The 17,767-nt window shown below is 37.1% G+C and carries 17 protein-coding genes; 1 reads left to right on the plus strand and 16 read right to left on the minus strand.

What is annotated here, in order from left to right; all coding sequences use genetic code 11:
- The first annotated feature begins 157 nt into the window (after positions 1–157).
- Entirely contained in the window at positions 158–1,522 is a 1,365-nt protein-coding gene (locus Q0X66_RS05715; protein WP_297704162.1) for a cyclic 2,3-diphosphoglycerate synthase, read from the plus strand.
- A gap of 55 nt (positions 1,523–1,577) precedes the next feature.
- On the opposite strand, the gene Q0X66_RS05720 is transcribed toward Q0X66_RS05715, so the two are convergent.
- The 16 genes from Q0X66_RS05720 to Q0X66_RS05795 form a co-directional block, all read right to left on the minus strand.
- The gene (locus tag Q0X66_RS05720; RefSeq protein ID WP_297704163.1) at positions 1,578–3,173 is read right to left on the minus strand and encodes a serine hydrolase; all 1,596 of its coding nucleotides are present in this window, start codon (positions 3,171–3,173) and stop codon (positions 1,578–1,580) included.
- 7 nt (positions 3,174–3,180) lie between these two features.
- Positions 3,181–4,095, minus strand: a complete 915-nt coding sequence (locus Q0X66_RS05725) for a mechanosensitive ion channel domain-containing protein (protein ID WP_297704166.1) — start codon at positions 4,093–4,095, stop codon at positions 3,181–3,183.
- 62 nt (positions 4,096–4,157) lie between these two features.
- Positions 4,158–4,457, minus strand: a complete 300-nt coding sequence (locus Q0X66_RS05730; RefSeq protein ID WP_297704168.1) for a chaperone modulator CbpM — start codon at positions 4,455–4,457, stop codon at positions 4,158–4,160.
- 2 nt (positions 4,458–4,459) lie between these two features.
- Complete coding sequence (locus tag Q0X66_RS05735) at positions 4,460–5,347, minus strand: J domain-containing protein (protein ID WP_297704170.1); 888 nt, start codon at positions 5,345–5,347, stop codon at positions 4,460–4,462.
- Positions 5,348–5,415: 68 nt separating this feature from the next.
- On the minus strand, positions 5,416–5,973 hold the full coding sequence (locus tag Q0X66_RS05740; protein WP_297704172.1) for a hypothetical protein: 558 nt from the start codon (positions 5,971–5,973) through the stop codon (positions 5,416–5,418).
- A gap of 174 nt (positions 5,974–6,147) precedes the next feature.
- Positions 6,148–6,531 carry a nuclear transport factor 2 family protein gene (locus Q0X66_RS05745; protein WP_297704174.1) on the minus strand — a complete coding sequence of 128 codons (384 nt, stop codon included), beginning with the start codon at positions 6,529–6,531 and terminating at the stop codon, positions 6,148–6,150.
- Between the two features lie 36 nt (positions 6,532–6,567).
- Entirely contained in the window at positions 6,568–8,139 is a 1,572-nt protein-coding gene (locus Q0X66_RS05750; RefSeq protein WP_297704176.1) for a M81 family metallopeptidase, read from the minus strand.
- Positions 8,140–8,290: 151 nt separating this feature from the next.
- The gene (locus Q0X66_RS05755) at positions 8,291–9,007 is read right to left on the minus strand and encodes a DUF6090 family protein (RefSeq protein WP_297704178.1); all 717 of its coding nucleotides are present in this window, start codon (positions 9,005–9,007) and stop codon (positions 8,291–8,293) included.
- Positions 9,008–9,082: 75 nt separating this feature from the next.
- Positions 9,083–9,259, minus strand: a complete 177-nt coding sequence (locus tag Q0X66_RS05760) for a hypothetical protein (RefSeq protein ID WP_297704180.1) — start codon at positions 9,257–9,259, stop codon at positions 9,083–9,085.
- 160 nt (positions 9,260–9,419) lie between these two features.
- A complete protein-coding gene (locus tag Q0X66_RS05765; protein WP_297704182.1) occupies positions 9,420–10,202 on the minus strand; it encodes a DUF4239 domain-containing protein in 783 nt (260 codons plus the stop codon).
- Positions 10,203–10,407: 205 nt separating this feature from the next.
- Entirely contained in the window at positions 10,408–11,013 is a 606-nt protein-coding gene (locus Q0X66_RS05770; protein ID WP_297704184.1) for a DUF502 domain-containing protein, read from the minus strand.
- A 64-nt stretch (positions 11,014–11,077) separates the two neighbouring features.
- Entirely contained in the window at positions 11,078–12,256 is a 1,179-nt protein-coding gene (locus Q0X66_RS05775; protein WP_297704186.1) for a heparan-alpha-glucosaminide N-acetyltransferase domain-containing protein, read from the minus strand.
- 71 nt (positions 12,257–12,327) lie between these two features.
- Complete coding sequence (locus tag Q0X66_RS05780; protein WP_297704188.1) at positions 12,328–13,311, minus strand: NAD(P)-dependent alcohol dehydrogenase; 984 nt, start codon at positions 13,309–13,311, stop codon at positions 12,328–12,330.
- Between the two features lie 14 nt (positions 13,312–13,325).
- Entirely contained in the window at positions 13,326–13,775 is a 450-nt protein-coding gene (locus tag Q0X66_RS05785) for a nuclear transport factor 2 family protein (protein ID WP_297704190.1), read from the minus strand.
- A gap of 20 nt (positions 13,776–13,795) precedes the next feature.
- Positions 13,796–14,545 carry a class I SAM-dependent methyltransferase gene (locus tag Q0X66_RS05790; protein WP_297704193.1) on the minus strand — a complete coding sequence of 250 codons (750 nt, stop codon included), beginning with the start codon at positions 14,543–14,545 and terminating at the stop codon, positions 13,796–13,798.
- 41 nt (positions 14,546–14,586) lie between these two features.
- Positions 14,587–17,622, minus strand: coding sequence for a hypothetical protein (locus tag Q0X66_RS05795; RefSeq protein WP_297704195.1), 3,036 nt, complete (start codon positions 17,620–17,622; stop codon positions 14,587–14,589).
- Between the last annotated feature and the right edge of the window lie 145 nt (positions 17,623–17,767).

The raw sequence follows: 17,767 nt of genomic DNA on the forward strand, positions 1-17,767 counted from the left end.
ATTAAATGGCATCTGTCAAATCTATTGGGCAATTACTTGAGATAAACTGTGTTTATAAAGGTTTTATAAAAGGGAATTGAATATGACTTTTATCATTTGCTAAACATAATTCTTACCATACTTTAGAAAGATTAATAGAACATAAAAATAGAGCAACATGATAAAAAAAAGAATTTTGATCATGGGCGCTGCCGGCCGTGATTTCCACAACTTTAATACTGTTTACAGGAACAATGAGAATTTTGAAGTGGTAGCTTTTACCGCCGCTCAGATTCCGAATATTTTAAACCGTAAATATCCAGCCTCACTGGCAGGGAAATTATATCCCGATGGCATTCCAATTTATGATGAAAAAGACCTTGTAAACTTAATTGTTGAACTTAAAGTTGATGATGTTATTTTTTCATACTCGGATATCTCTTATGAACAGCTAATGCATAAAAGTGCATTGGTAAATACTGCAGGAGCAAATTTTGTCTTGTTAGGTAGAAAAGATACCTCGGTTAAAAGCACTAAACCAATTATAAGTATTGGAGCTACCAGGACTGGTTGTGGTAAGAGTCAGACTGCCAGGCGCATAATTGAGATCCTTATTGACAATGGACTTAAGGTTGTGGCCATAAGACACCCAATGCCCTATGGAGATCTTGAGGCTCAGCGGGTACAGCGTTATGCCAATTTGAAGGACCTAGAGAAATACGACTGTACTATTGAAGAAATGGAAGAATACGAGCCGCACATTGTTAGAGGAAATGTCATTTATGCGGGGGTGGATTATGAAGATATTTTAAGGGCAGCTGAGAATGATCCGGATGGTTGTGATATAATTGTATGGGATGGTGGTAACAATGATTTTCCATTCTATGAATCTGATTTGCATATTACCGTTACAGATCCTCATAGAGCAGGACATGGAATGAAATATTATCCCGGAGAAGTTACTTTAAAGATGTCTGATGTTGTTATCATAAATAAGATAGACAGCGCACACCCGAAAGATATCGATAAACTTCGAAGATTAATTACTCAAGTTGTTCCAAACGCAATTGTAATTGATGCTGCCTCACCAATAAGTGTTGCCGATCCTTCCGTAATACGAAATAAAAGGGTGTTAGTGGTAGAGGATGGGCCAACATTGACTCATGGAGGTATGAAACTTGGAGCAGGTACTTTGGCTGCGGAAAAATTTGGAGCTTCTGAGATCGTAGACCCCAGACCATACCTTGTAGGACAATTGAAGGATACCTTTGAGACCTATCCGAAAATCGGAAAATTATTACCGGCTATGGGATATGGTGATGACCAGCTCAGGGATTTGGAAGTGACAATAAATAGCTGTGATTGCGATGCAGTAGTTATTGGTACGCCCATAGATTTAAGCAGGATTATAAATATTAGAAAACCGAGCACGAGAGTTTTTTATGACCTGCAATCTATTGGGAAACCAAGCCTGGAAGAAGTGGTTGAGGAGTTTTTAATAAAGCACAATATAGAAACCGGGATAGAAGAAATGGTTGAATAGGTTTTAAAGATTTGTTATTTCTCTCAAAGAGTAGTAAAGAGTGCGAATGCACTCTTTACTTTTTTTGGGATTTGTCTGGTTGGAATGATAGATAAAGTTGTTGCAATTTTGCTGTTTTTTCCGGGGTTAAAGTAAAAAAGACATCAATAACTCCTTTCTCGGTATTTATTTTAAAACCACCCCGTAGCTGATTATATGGCTCAATTTCTTCTGTGCTGAGAACAGCGCCCCCTTTGTCAAAAAATTCTTTTGCCTCTGCCATCCTGTGTTTACGCGATTTGTCCATAAAAAAATTTTCGGCCAGCAGCTCCTTTTCCAATTCAGGACTCCAGGTTTGAATTAATTGTTCAACTTGCTGCTGTCGCTCTCTTAAAATATCTGAAATGGGAAGTTTACGTGGCTGTAATTCCAAGGTTTCGAATAGTAATTTCTCTATCTTCCTCAGTGGCCATGGAGCAGTATAGGTAAGATTGCCAAAGGCCATTATCCCAATGCCGTAAACAGGATAAAATACATAATTACTCCCAAAACCGGGTAAAGCTCCGCCATGTCTTACTAGAGTTAGACCTTCGCAATTAGTGTGAATCCCCAATCCATATCCATATCCGGATACTGTTGCACATGGAGTATTGTTGAAGTCTGTGGCTTCTGTATTTAAATTTGGGAACCGAGGCGTATGCATTTCTCTTAGTGTACTTCGTTTAACAGGTCCTTTATCTGTATCGCTTCTGGGCGGCCACGCAGAAAGGTGAAAGCTAACATATTTGCTAAAGTCTTCTATAGAAGTTATTAATCCTCCCATTGCACCGTAAGATCCATCATGAAGCATGGGTTCCAGTTTCCATTGATCATCTTCCCATCTATATCCAATAGCTAATTGTTCCTTTGGAATTTTATCATATTCCCAGTAGGTATGCTTCATTTCAAGGGGTAGTAAAATATTCTCTGTGATATATTGCTGATAGGACATTCCGGAAACACGGCTAATAATATTGCCCAACAAAGCATATCCTGTATTACTGTACTCAAATGTATAGGAGGGAGGGTTAGAAAATGCAATGCCTTCTTCAACAAGATTCAGGAGCATTTGATCAGACTCATCTAATTGACGGTCCCCCCAGGGATTATCTTCCGGGAAGCCAGCGGTCATTGTCATGAGGTTTTCAATATCAATGACAGGAGAATCAGATGTAAGGTATTCCAAACCTGACATTTCCGGAATATAATTAGCGACCGGATCACTAAGGGATAATTTCCCTTCATCCCTCAGGTTTAGTATGGCCATAGCCGTAAAGCTTTTGCTCATAGATGCAATGCGGAATTGAGATTTGATGGTAGCGGGCAGTTCCTTGGAAATATCAAGCAGTCCGGTAGCCCCTGCAACAATAAGTTCATTATCTACTACTATGCCGTATGCAACCCCTGGTATATTGCGTTCTAAGGTATGTGCTTCAATTAGTTCCTGCATTTGCGTAGCAATGCTCTTTATCTTTTCCACACGATTGTCATTGGAGAAAACAGGAGGGCTATAGGATGTGGAGACGGATTTGGAAGCTGAATCAATTTTTTGATCTGTTGTTTGAGGTGAGTTACATGAAATTAGCAGTGAAAGTAAAAAGAAGGGGATGAAATGCTGTTTAGAAATTGTCATTGTCTGTTTAATTTTTACCTTTTTCGTCAATATTTACCATCGGAATTCTCACTATTTCGACGGTTGCGGAAGCCAACATAACTTTACCATTGGTTTTTTCAAACTCTTTACCAATCAAATCATTTAAAATATGTTTTGTAACCCTCCTTTTTTTATAATCTACAATGTACCTCAGATTAAACTCGATCCAATTATCGGTCATGGTTATGGCCAGAGTAGGTTCTACCTTAGCATCTTCGATATAATATCGCTCAACAACATCTTTCCATTTGGCTATAGATTTCGCTACATATTCAGACAAATTTTCAGTTGCTACTTTGATAACAATATCTTTTGCCAAATCAATATCTGATCCATACCTAATAGGTAGATTAAATTCGTCCCAAATAAAAGGGAAATCCATAGAATAATTATAGATGGGGCCTTTAAAAACAAATGCATTGCTCAATTTAATTATTCTTCCGCTGTAATTGTCACTACTAACCCATTCCCCAATTTCCATCATTGTAGTATAAATACTGTCTATATCAATAACATCACCTTTAATTCCATTTATCTCTATTCTATCACCAGGTTTGTAAACTTTTACAAAAAAAATGTACAAAGACCCCGCAATACTTAAGATTAGCTCCTGTAGGGTAATTGCAATCCCTGCCGATAAAAGTCCGATAGCTAAGGTAAAGTCCTTAATATTCCCTGTAAAATAGGAGAGCGTTAAAATAATCAGGATCAAATAACCAATCACTTCTATTCCTTTTTGAGACTTATATTTAACCTTAGTGTTTGGTAAATTCTTACGAATGAATCTTCTCAGGAATTGAATGAACCCAATTACCAATAGTACCAGGACAATATATTTTAAAAATATTGCTGTAGAAGGATGAGCTTCCAACCATTGTTTAATGAGCTCCAAATATTTCATAGTTTTAAAATTATTTCATTATAGCCATCATGATCTTGATAATTGGTAGCATTATTATATTCTTAAAAGTCATTCTCATAAAGGCGTAACCTATTATGTAGTGTGTTCAATTCATTTTGTAAACTATCTATTTTATTTAGCAAATTGAAAACCGCATCTATTCCTTCAGTATTTATATTTAATTCCTGGTGGATTCTAATCATTTTTTCCACATCACTAATTTTATCCTGATGAAGATAGGAAGTTTGTTCAAGAGTTGTGATGCTAATTAAGCCCTCTTCATGGAGTTCATCAAAAAATGAAATTTCCACACTGTAATGTTCACATAACTGGACAATTGGTATAAAATCTTTTCGCTTCATATCTATCTTAGTTTTGCCAATTCCTTAATTAATTCCTTTTCCTTATCTGAAAGATTTGTTGGTATTTTTATCTGATAAGTAATGTACAGATCACCAAAATGACCTTCTTTTTTATATACCGGAAAGCCTTTACCTTTTAATTTTACCTTAGTCAGGTTCTTTGTTTCCGGCTTCACATTTAGCTTTACTTTTCCATCAAAGGTGTCAATAACTACCTCCCCTCCCAATAAGGCTTTATACAAGTCCAGATCTATGGTAGCGTAGAGGTTGTCTTTATCACGTTTAAATTTCGAGTGATTTGAGATGGAGAATTTAATATGTAAATCTCCCCTTGGTCCGCCATTAATCCCTTCGCCACCATGCCCCTTAATTTTGATTACCTGCCCGTTCTTAACCCCTGCCGGAATAGTTAACCTGATATTCTTACCATTTACTGTAAGTGTACGTTTGTGGGTGCGATAGACATCTTTCAATTCAAGCTGTAGTTCCGCATTATAGTCCTGTCCTCTAAATTGTACATTTCTGCCTCGACTTTCTGCAGATCTCCCTCCAAACATGGAACTAAAGAAATCTGAAAAGTCTTGCTCCGAATATTGGGCAGAGCCTCCTCGACGGCTGCTACTTTGATATTGCTGCTGCTGCTGTGCTTTTTCAAATTCTTCTGCATGTTTCCAATCCTTGCCGTATTTATCATATTTTTTTCGATTTTCCGGGTTACTTAGGACTTCGTTGGCTTCATTTATTTCCTTGAATTTCTTTTCTGCTTCTTTATCGTCCGGATTTAGATCAGGATGGTATTTTCGGGCCATTTTCCGATAGGCTTTTTTAATATCCTTATCATTGGCCTTCTTATCAATTCCCAATACTTTATAATAATCTATATAGGTCATATTTTTTTCCGAAATTAAATTTTGTCAACGGGTTCGAAATTATTTAGCATTAATAGCTTTTAACTGATTTACTTCCATTTTAAGCGCCTAACTCCAACTATAATAATAATTACAATCAATATCAAGAAGAATAGCGTTGTCGACAGGCTCTTTATAAGAGTAAAAATGTTTGTAACGTTTACCTGAGTCATTGATAAATCTGGAAAATCATTTAGCATGGTGATTATTCCAAAATTCTCCAGATAGTCCGCTATTCCGGCAATAATGGGAACCAGGCATAAATAGAAAAAGGGTGTATTTAATTTATCCAATTTTTTCAGGAAATAGGCAATTAACAGGGAGTAGGTCATTCCAAAAAGGAAAGGATATATCATATCAACAGGGATCTGATTAAATAAATAAACTTCTCGGCCTTCTTCTCCTAGTTTGTTAAAAAGCTCACTTACATATTCAAAATCATATCCTTGTGGCATCATATCCAATAATTTCATACCACCAGCAAAGGCAACAGTTTTTGGAATGGTCACAAAAAGCATAAATGCATATACAAGATTGGTAAGAAAGAACAGAAAGGCGACTTTTTTCCCTGTTATATTTTCTGATATGATTTTTCTTAGCTTATTCACCGGACATTGAATTTGAACCTTCTATGCTTCTATAAATTGGTCTTTTTTTTGGTTTTTATATACTTAAAATATCCAGAAAACTCTAAGTATAGCAATAATAAATCCCTTGGTCATTTGGTTGGTTAATGGCACTATTAAAGGTAGAAAAATAGTTTGGTTTATTCGTTCTAATTATCAATACATAGTATTGTTATTTGCCGAAGTCTTGGGTATCTGTTGCATGGAATCCCAATGTTCCACAATTTTACCATTTGCATCAAATCTAAAGAAGTCCATGGTAACATATTCCTCCTCATCAGGCCACATCTGATGTGTATGAAGGGCAATCAAATCTCCTTCAGCTACAGATCTGACAAACTCAATTGATTTATCGGGGTATTCACCGGCCATGCGATTGAAATACTCAATAAAGGGTTGGGGCCCATCTCCAACCAAGGGGTTATGCTGTATGTATTCTGCGCCTACGTATAACTCTACAGCTTTTTTTGGATTGCCGTTATAGGCCATTTCGTAAAATGCGATGGCATTTTTTCTATTTTGATTTAATTTTTCACTCATCTTAGTTTGTTTTTTAAATTCCTTAAGAGCGATAATTTATTTTGTTTCTTGAGATAGGGGAACAAATCTTGCCTTTAAATCAGGATCTTTCATATCCTTGTCTAAAGGGTACATAGGCCTAATAATGTGCTTATAGCCAAGTCGTTCTAAATCCTGGTCAACACCTCCGGGGGTAAGCGCCATGATCCAGCCGCCCCTCATATTATATAACTCCGGCACCAGATAGCCTATTTTAACGACAACAATATCAGATTCCCGTGGATTCAATTCCAATCGGGTAAAATCGGCTTCTTTATGATATGGTTTACGCTTCTTCGTTACAATGACGTCCACACTTCCTACCCTAACTACTACTTCGGTCTCTGCATGTAGGTCACCATGTTCAATGGCCATAATAATTCCCTCAAGCTCAACAGGTCCTGCGTATCTGTCATCTACCATCGCCCCGACAGGGGCTTTGATAGGATCGCCCACTTTTAATTCTCTGGCCTTTTCAATTAGTTCTGGTCCTGGAATTGAGGCATAAATAAGTGAGGGCCCATTATTTGATTTAAATTCTTTACGCGCCAGTATTTCTTTTAATGTCCAGCTAACATCTCCTGCGCCCCCAGCGGTAGGGTTATCTCCCATATCACTAATTATAAAAGGTTTCTTTTTGCTGGCAATGGCCATGTCAAGACTTTCTGATAAAGTGGCGGTAGGGGCCACAAATTCAAATTCTGACCTGACCAGCCAAAAATGCTGTGCTAACTTTTCCGCGGCATCACCCACTTCTTTTTTATTATCTCCTGTAACCATTACCACGGCATGGTTGCGAACTTCGTCTGCCCATGCATATCCGATCCAGATGGCAGCATCAATAACTCCTTCACTTTTGGTAGCATCAGGGAGCATAGCGTACAAGCTTTTTGCCGGTTCTATCCTTGTACTGGTTTTTTCTCCGGGCAACAAGATGGGAACAGGTATCCATGCTTTATATTTTGGTTTCCCTTTCCCTTTTTCTAATCTGTTTAAGAGATTATCAACTGCACGTTTTTTAGATTGAATGGCATCCTCGTGGGGTGCCATACGGTAGCATGTTATAAGGTCGGAGTTTTGAGCCAGACGCCAGGAAACGTTACCATGTAAATCCATGGAGGTAGAAATTAAGGTTTCATATCCTACTACTTCACGAACGCGAAGGATAAAGTCGCCCTCCGGATCTTCTAGTCCTACAACACTCATAGCGCCGTGAATATCAAAAAATAAACCATCATAAGGGCCATTTTCCTTAAGCATGGCAAGAGTTTTTGACACAAGTGATTCATAGGCTTCCCTGGTGACAATCCCGCCCGGAAGGGCATGTGCCCTTAAGGTAGGAATCCATTCGGCCCGCTTTCGGTTAACTGAATCTTCAGAAAGAAACGGATAAAAGGAGAAAACGTCTTCTGCTACCCTGGCATGGAATGCTTCTTCATGGGTTAGAGCAGGAGAAAAGGTGCTTGACTCTATAGCTAATCCTGCAATTGCAATGCGAGGCAACTTTTTATTTACTTCCTCCTTCTCTTTGGTTTGTTTGCATGCAAAAACAAATAATAGAGGTATTATAAAGAGAAAACTGTTTTTCATACAAAGCTATTTTGGTTAATAATCTAAATGTACAACAGGATTTTAAAAAAGAAGAAATTATTAAAAATTCAATTGGATAAAAATTCGAGGAGATATTGGGATAATTCTACGGAATACTATAATCAAGTGATTAAACTACTGACTAATAGTTTTAATCTTTCACGATTCCCAGCTCTGTATCTATTAATTTTATAATTGTATCTATTTCGCGCAAGGCCTTATTATAAACTGAGTCCTTTGCAGAAGTCAGATAAATACTTTCCACAAAAATATTTTGCATTTCCACCTCATAAAGTTTTTCAGGTTTTACGGCTTTAAAAGCATCAAAATTTACTACCCCTCTTAGCGTTGGAGATAATTCATTAATAATAATCTCCCAGTGAATAGTTTCCAGCTTGTTGGCATAGATGTACGTAGTTTCCAATTGTTGAATTAAGCTGGTAATCTCATCGTTCTTAAGAAGCTTTATGTTTCCGCTATTAACCAGGGTCTCATAAATATTACCACTACTATTAAAATCGGAATACTGAGACAATCCCATGGCAATTAGGGCCAGGGAATCTGATTTAGTAAAATCTTGTGCTCTGATTATTTTGTTAGCATGTTTGTAAGTAGCGGAGAAATAGTTATTAAATGCCTTAGCATCGGTAAGCTCCTTTCTGTCATCTTCAATCTGCCGTTTAATATTCCGATAAGACTTTTTTTCCTCTTCCTTTTCTATCCGCCGATTATTCCAATTATTGATTTGCAAAGCTATCAGAATCCCAATGACCACTAGAATAATTTCACCAAAGGCATAGAACAGGTATTTTGTAAACTTGTTTTCTGTTAATAATTGTTTCCTTGTATTTCTGAAAAACTTTATCATCTATTTCATCTTTGACACTTCCCGGGAAAGTTAGTGACCGTATGGAATTTGAAAAAACGGAAAACTAAAATTAACCTAAGCTTTTCTGGAAGACAAAATTGCTGTTAGTACTAATCCAAATCCAATGCCGGCGATCAGGCAAGCCACGAACCAAATAGGAGAGGTTTGTAGAAAGAATAGGCCAACTCCCAAACCAATAAGCGTAGTTCCACCAATAGCCCAAGAACTTTTATCTTTTTTATCGGAAGTCATAATTTATTATTTGGTATTAAGCCTAAAAGGTAAGAGTTTGACAAAGAAGGAAATATGACATTTATCATGCTAAAAAAGCCAGATAGTGTAGTGGAATAAAGTTAGAAAAGATGGGTAGAAAAAGCGATTGATTCTAACAATGGCCTATTGAAAATAAAACTTATTTAACGTCTTTTTGCATACTTTTCTGCACTGAAATCATTGATTGTTGTCCTACTTTAAATAATCCTTTTTGAGGGCGGTTAAGATCAGCAATAAGTGTAGTAAGGGCAGCGAACGCCAATATCATTGGAATTACAGCAATCAAACCCCTTGGTTTGGTAAAACCTGCCTTAATACCAATTGTTGTCATGGTCATGAAGGAGATGGCCAGCAGTGTTATCCAAATGCTAAGGGGAATTCGATTACGCAAACCTGCAGTGACTCGATTTTCATGCAGGTCAATGATTTTATTGATAGATTGAATCATCATTGAGGTATTTGTATTGGGTTTAGCTAAGGCTGCCGCCGATACTTCACTCCATAAAAGATTATGAAGCTCAACCGATTTAAGGAGTTCATTGTTGATATTTGTACTGTTTACTGCCCGGAGACGGGTGTCAACATATTGTCTTAATAATTGCTTAACTTCTGTTTTGTATTTCGAATCAATAAGGTCCGCCCTCAGGTAAGCGGTTCCAATTTCGTTGGCTTCCTCAAGAACGTATTGTTTACGCTGACTAAATTGTTCTGTGGCAATGGAAAATGTAAAAGCCATGAGGAATCCCAATAATCCAATTAATCCGCCAATAACTGGTGCTAGAGTAGCGGGTTCCACCTCTTCTTTAATTCCTTTAGAACGCCTGCTAATTTGATAACCAATCTCAAAAGCGATTAGCATCAAAATACAAATACCAAAGTAAATATAATAGATGGGTATGGAATCAAAAATTGAAGTAGTCATATTTTCTATTATTGGTAATACTCCGTTTGTGTTTAACTATTATTCTATTAAGTTTTAAATTCTCTTGAATTTTCTTATAAAAATGCAAGTAAACCTAATTGTAAAAGTACATGTACAAAGGATAAGGGCAAAATAATAGTATTGGTAACATTTAAACTAAATAATTGTATATATAAAGCATATGATTTTTCATTCCAAATTTTACTCAAAAAGATGATTGGTTAACTTGCCCATTCAGAATCTTCTTCGCGTCTAATCCCAATTTTTTATAGATTTTCATTGCGCTTAACTCTGGTAAATCCAGTATTTTAAGACGCTCATTTTTGACAAAAAAGACATCCCCGGACATTGGGTTTGGAGCACCCGGAATATACACAGAACACAATTCGTCATCAATCTTATCCATTAAAAAACCAATCTGCCAGACTTCTTCTATATTTACCAGTACGACATCTTTTAAATCATCAGATTCAATTCCTGCAGCAGATTCGGTCATACCTTTTAACAAAGTATAACCAGGTATATGCGAAAGAATATTAGTTTCAATCCATTTCCTCAACTCTTTTATTTTTTTTGTATTGGCAAATAAACCAGCTATAAAGCAGACCAATAAAAGTATAAGTAACGCGATTATTCTGGATATGGTAATTCCGCCGATTGCTTCAATGGGAATTTTATCCGCGATAGGTGCAACTAATTTTCGAAAAACATCCAGAACCTTAACTATAATTAAAGCAAGCAATACCAAGGGGATTACAAAAAACAATCCTCCAATCAGAGTTGTTTTAATAAAAGACGTAATATTTTTCATAAGAGCTATTTTTGTGGTAGTACGAAATATAAAAATAATAAGTTCAATTTTGTAAATTTTTTATCTAAAGATAACTAAGCCACCACTTATCTCTATTATTACTCTTGTATGTATTGAACCAGTTGCATATAGGGTATAATCCTATAATAAGCAATACCCATACAAGATAAACCACCCAAAGGCTGAAGCCATATCCCTTTAATTCGGGTTGCATGTTTACCCATACATCAATAACCATATCGGAAGCTTTGAAGCCGGTTAGTACTGCAGCGATTAAAGCCAGCAGATGTATTATATAAATATGGATTATGTAAAAGAACATAGGGACCCTACCAATGGTGATTAATTTATCAAAAAATGAGCCTCTCCATTTCTCCGCTAGTGCAAGGAAAATTATTGAAGGCCCTAAGGTGATTAACAAATACAAAAGAGAAGGGGGGTACTTGGTCACGTTTAAGAATGACATGACCGTAAAAACAAAAGATTTTTGAGTAGACCATGCATAGGGATCTCCGTAAATATTTATAAAGCGTAATACAAAAAATGCTAAGGTGATACCAATTCCCAATTGCCATAATCTTTTAACTCTAAAAGAGGAATTGACTGTTGGCTTATAAAGTTCCCCAAAGTAATAACCCAGAGGCATTACAAACACCCAGGGAATTATAGGATATACCACAAAAAGCTCCATAATTCCCATATCTACAATATTAAATGCGTGTAAAAAAGTCCATAGTCCGGATGCAAAAATACCAGTAGGAACAAAAGAGTCAAATGCATTGTGCCCTACGATAACTATTATTGACAGGAAAATAGTAAGTTTTTTAGGTAAGTGAATAAATGCTGCAAGCAGGATCATGCTCAACCCAAGAATCCAGATTACCTGAAGTACAACACTAGAATAATCCAGTTTGAAAAGCCATGCCAATTTTATAATGGTAAATTCTACTAAAACCAGCCATAGGCCTCTTTTTAAAAGCCATACAGAGAGCGATTTCTTGTCCCGTCGCTGACTAACAAAAAAAGCTGAAGTACCTGCGAGAAAAACAAATACCGTGGCACAAAAATGTGTAACAAAGCGAGTCCAGAAAATGGCTGCATTGGTCTGGTTTAAGTCTGTAGGATTATAGAAAAATGCATCATAATTGAAATAATCTCGAACATGATCCAGGGCCATGATGACCATAACTAACCCTCTGAGCATATCAATGGAAGTTATTCTTTTTCTGGTTGTGGCTTTCATATTTTTATGTGTGCTATGGTTGTTTGGTTTAGGTATTTGAAATATTTAGAAACAAAAGTGTATAAATTACGCTAATCTCCTATGGTGATTGCAACATTTCCGGTTTTTTGTCCTTTTTCGACATACCTGAATGCATCAGCAACATTTTCAAGCGGATAAGATCTATCAATTACAGACTTAAATTTACCCTCCTCTATCAGCTTTTTAACCAAAAGCACACTTCGCTTTATATTTGGTGGATAAGGAAATTTCACTTTTTTTCCTGTATGACCCGGAAGGCTGCCAAAAATGGCAGAAATAAGGGAGTAGAATAGATTTTGAGACCAGGGCCCCAACTCAGATGAGATATAAACGCCACCTGGTTTTAATAATGACTTGCACTTGCCAAAAGTACTTTTACCTACGCTGTCAAAAACATATTCGTATTTCTCCGGGTCTTTTGTGAAATCTTCTTTTGTATAATCGATGACTTTGACCGCTCCCAGTGATTTCACTAACTCCATATTTTTCGTATTACAAACAGCAGTGATATCAGCACCATGGTATTTAAGTAATTGTACGGTAGCAGAACCAATACCTCCGGAGGCTCCATTTACCATTACTTTATCACCTTCTTTTAAATTTACTTTGTTTATAATATTATAAGCATAATGGGCACCTTCAATACAAGCTCCTGCCTGTTGGTATGTAAAATTTTCTGGCATTGTGGAAATTCCTTTTTCATGAGAGAATACGAGATATTCTGCATAAGAGCTTAAAACGGTGTCGTCAAATCCGAAAACTTTATCTCCGACAACAAATGAAGTTACGCCTTCGCCAGTTTTCACAACATCACCGGCAAATTCAGTACCCAGAATTCTTTTATTTGGTTTAAACAGGCCGAGCATAAACCGCATAATAAATGGCTTTGCCCTCAGGTTGGCACAGTCAGTTCTGTTTACAGAGGCTGCCCTGACCCTTACAAGGACTTCATTCTCCTTAGGTTCAGGTTTTTGGACCTCTTGAACTTGTAAAACATCCGGGGATCCGTATTGAGCGTAAACAATTGCCTTCATTTATTTAAACTATTTTAACCTGCCGGCAGCATATTCCGGATAGCACTAATTTTCCATTCGTCTTCACTGAAGACTACTATAAAACTACTCCACATCTTTCTTGTAGTTCCGTTGGTATTTTTAATTTCATATCGGGCATCCACTATTGCGCACTGTGGATTTAAAAGCCGTATATTTTCAATTTTCAGGGTTCTTGTGCCAGGATTGTTTTTTGAGCTTTGCAGCATGCCTTTCATGGACTCTTCTTTACCTTTTCTCCATTTACCAGAAGATACTAATTGATCTATATCTTCTGTCAAAATATGACTTAGTAGAACCGTGTCTTTATTTTCTCTGGCTTTGGAGTAGTCCTCAATTAAGGAGTGAATGTCTTTTGTTTGTTTTTTGCCGGGTGTAATTTCCTGTGCACTAAGATTCGTGACTATAAAATTTGACAGAAGGAGGAGGATTAATGAATTTTTCATGAAGTGATTTTATTTATGGATCAAGCCAATATTTTTTTCAACTCACTAAAGCTTATCAGATTAAGACTTTCTTTTCTGTTTTCATCCAAAACCTTGTATTCATAAAATGGATTGGTATTCTTTATACTGTTGCCAATAGGATGTTTTTTAGATAAAATGCCAACACCCCAATCTGTATCAATACAACAGGAATACAAACCGGAATCGGAACGTGATTTTAAAAAGGCTTTCCAGGTAGTTCCGTTCCAATACCCGCTTGCAGGAGAATTCGTATACTGATATTCCTCCCTTGCGTGCCATTCCGTTGGGGGGTTGCAGTCATGTAACACTATAAACCCATCATCTTTTATGTGGTCCAATGAATTTTTAATGTCCAAATCTACTTGAGCTGCAAGATGCAGACCATCAATAAAAATAACATCAAACTTAATGTCCTTTGCTAAAATTTCATTTTTATTTAATTTATCAAAGAAACTATCACTGGTCATTTTAAAATCTATTGATTTCTCCTTGTATTCCACACCAGGGTCCACACTGTACTTTGTGTCAGCATTTATGTGGTTATAGTTGTGCTCCGGATTTCGGACGCCAATTTCTAAATAACAGGTTTCACGTTGAAAGAGTGATAATAAAAAATTTATCACCTCAGTTCTTTTGGGCGTTTTTTTGAGTTCTAACTTAGTTTTTTCAATGGTGTTCTTATGAAATGGATCATTTACCACTCGTCGCCCGTGTTTATTGTAGGTTTTGATTTTTTTAAAAATGTTCATATATAAGATGATTTTATGATAGAGTTCAAATTAAAAATTAACTAATTCAGCCTTTTTTGAATGGTCTTGTACTTATTTTCCAATTCAATAAACCTGTCTAATGCGTCCTGCCCAATCTCCTGATCAGCCTTGTTCATCATATTGTATAAATATTTGATTTGGCTCGTTAGCATAGGTTGCTCATAAATTCCTTCTCTGGTTCTTAGTTCATCAAGGACTATTTTTATTTTCGATAATATAGTTTTATCTGCTTCGGTTACTTTCCCTTTAGTCTCCAAAGTTTCCTGTTCTCTTTCCAAATTGTTTACCAATAATAAAGCCTTATTTAATAAGTCGCGTACCTTTATTTGAAAATCTACCTGCTCATTAATGATTTTTTCCGAGATTCCTGTAGCATTTACCCTGGGATCTATAACTATTTCAAAGGATTTCGATAATATTATCTCATCAATTGTGAGCTTTGCGATATATAATCCGGGTTTTACAAGTGGACCATTTTTATAACGGTCTTCGACTTTCTTATTCCATGGCCCGGTTGCGGTCATATCCCATTTAAAACGATTAAATCCTTTCTTTGCATTTAATTTATCAGATACCTGATAATTAAGGAATTCGGTACTCATATCACGTTTTACACTATCTTTAGAAATCCCTGTTGTATCGCTAATGTAAGTATTTACAACTTCCAATCTTTCGTCTAAAATTTCCAATTTTAATAGAGAACTCATTTCTTCTTGTAAGAAGTAATCCAGGGTCACCCCAGGTTTTGGATATTTTGGGGACTCACTTTTTCGGGTCCCGGAAGGGGCTCTATATCGAATTGCGAAATTAGGTTTGAACAATATATGATTTTTATTATTCACTAAATTCTTTTGTCTCAGAAGGTTTATATCATCTAAAATCCAGAATCCACGGCCCATGGTAGCCAAAACCAGATCTCCTCTATGAATTCTCAGATCGGTAATTGGCGTAATGGGTAGATTTTGTTGGAACGCATTCCATGTTGCTCCGTCATTAAATGAAACAAAAAGCCCATATTCTGTACCTGCAAATAAAAGACCTTCCTTTGCAGGGTCTTCGCGAACTACTCTTACCGCATATTCCTTTGGTATGCCGTTATTACCTGGTGTAATTAACTGCCAGGATTCACCATAATTATCGGTTTTATAGATATAAGGCCTCCGATCGCCTAACTGATATCGAAGAACGCAAACATAGGCCTTGGCCGGATTATGCGACGAGGGCTCAATGGCATCTACCCTGCCACCCGGGGGGAGGTTTTTTGGAGTTACGTTTTTCCAGGTTTTACCACCATTCCGGGTTACATGAACAGGTCCGTCATTGGCACCAACCCAAATTAGTCCTTCCTCTACAGACGATTCCTGAATGGCATAAATACTACTATAGAATTCTTCACCTGTGATGTCTCGGGTAATCGGACTTCCAGAAACCACTTGTTTATCTGCTTCAAAAGCTGTGAGGTCAGGGGAAATGATTTTCCAGGTTTTACCTTCATCAGTAGTTTTATGTACATATTGCGATGTGTGATAAATAACTTTTGGATTATGAGGAGAAACCAGAATTGGGGATACCCGCTGAAATCTGAATTGCAGGTCTTTTGGATTATGCCCGTACATATTTGAAGCTCCAACGTAAAATGATTTTTCGGTTCCGGTTTTTTTATTAAAAACCGTAAATCGGCCTTTACAATTGGAATAAACAATATCTGGATTAGCTGGATGAGGTACTGCCGGTCCGGTTTCACAACCACCTGTATTTATGATATAACCAATTCCGGGTACCTGAATTCCATAAGGAGCCATACTGGGCACTGCCACTGTGGAATAGTTATCCTGTTGCCCTCCATAGAGCCAGTAAGGGTATTGGTTGTCAACTTCTACCTGGTAAATTTCTGCTGTTGGTTGGTTGTATTGAGTAGACCAGCTTTTACCTCCATTATGAGTAACGTTTGCTCCACCATCATTGCTTTGAATAAAAAGATCTGAATTTGAAGGATTGATCCACATATCGTGATTATCGCTATGTGGCGAGTCGAGTAATGTCCAGGTTTTTCCCCTGTCTATCGATTTCATATAGTCTGTGGCCAGACTATATATTATGTCTGGGTTTTGTGGGTCTACTTTTACGTTTGTGTAATAAAAAGGTCTGGTACGTATTTTTTTATCGTCAGATACTTGTTCAAAAGTGTCACCATGATCATCTGAAATATACAAGCCGCCTTCTTCTTTAGGGGCTTCAACTAATGCATAGAGTAACTTGGAATCTGCCGGACATACTTCCAGGTCAATTTTGCCAATCAGTTTTGCCGGAAGCCCACTCTCAATTTTGTTCCAGTTTTTCCCGGCGTCAAAAGATTTGTAGATTCCTCCTTCTTTGGGTGTGCCTCCGCTAATTATGGTCCATGGCTTACGTTCCGCTTTCCATGCGGCTGCATAAAGGATATTCGGGTTGCCAGGCATCATTTCTAAATCGGAAATTCCGGTTTTATTAGAAATGAATAAAATGTTTTTCCAGGTCTTGCCTCCATCTGTGGTTTTGTAAAGGCCCCTTTCAGGATTTGAATTAAAAGCGTGTCCTATAGCGCCAACGTAAACCGTATTATGGTCATTGGGATGAATTCGTACCGCTCCGATCTGCCCAACCTTTGCAAGACCGGTTTCTACCCAGGTTTTACCGCCATCAATAGATTTATACATGCCTTTACCCTCAATCAGGTTGCTTCGTAAACCGTCTGACCCTGTTCCAACATAGATGATATTTGGATCATTTTGGGCAACTGCAATTGCGCCAATGGAAGGGGTCTTAAAAAAACCATCGGAAACATTAAGCCAGGAAGTGCCATAATCTTCCGTTTTCCAGACACCACCTCCGGTAGCACCTAAAAAAAAGGTGGAAGGTTTAGATGGAACACCTGCTACAGCCGTAACTCGCCCTCCTCTGTATGGTCCTACATTTCGGTATTCCAACGAAGAATAGTCCTGGGAATAAATTATGGAGAAATTGGCAGTCAAGAGAGAAAATACAACGGCTACAAATGCAGTTCTGATAATAATCATTTATGATAATTTGAATTTTAAAGAAGAACAGGATTAATTATTACGGGTGTGAAAGATAAATTCCTTTGATCATTTTTCCTATTAGTTAAAATGATCATGCCCTGATGAATTTTTCGACATCTTCTTTTCTTATCATTTTTTTAAG

This window comes from uncultured Eudoraea sp., assembly GCF_947260015.1.
Classification (GTDB): Bacteria; Bacteroidota; Bacteroidia; order Flavobacteriales; family Flavobacteriaceae; genus Eudoraea.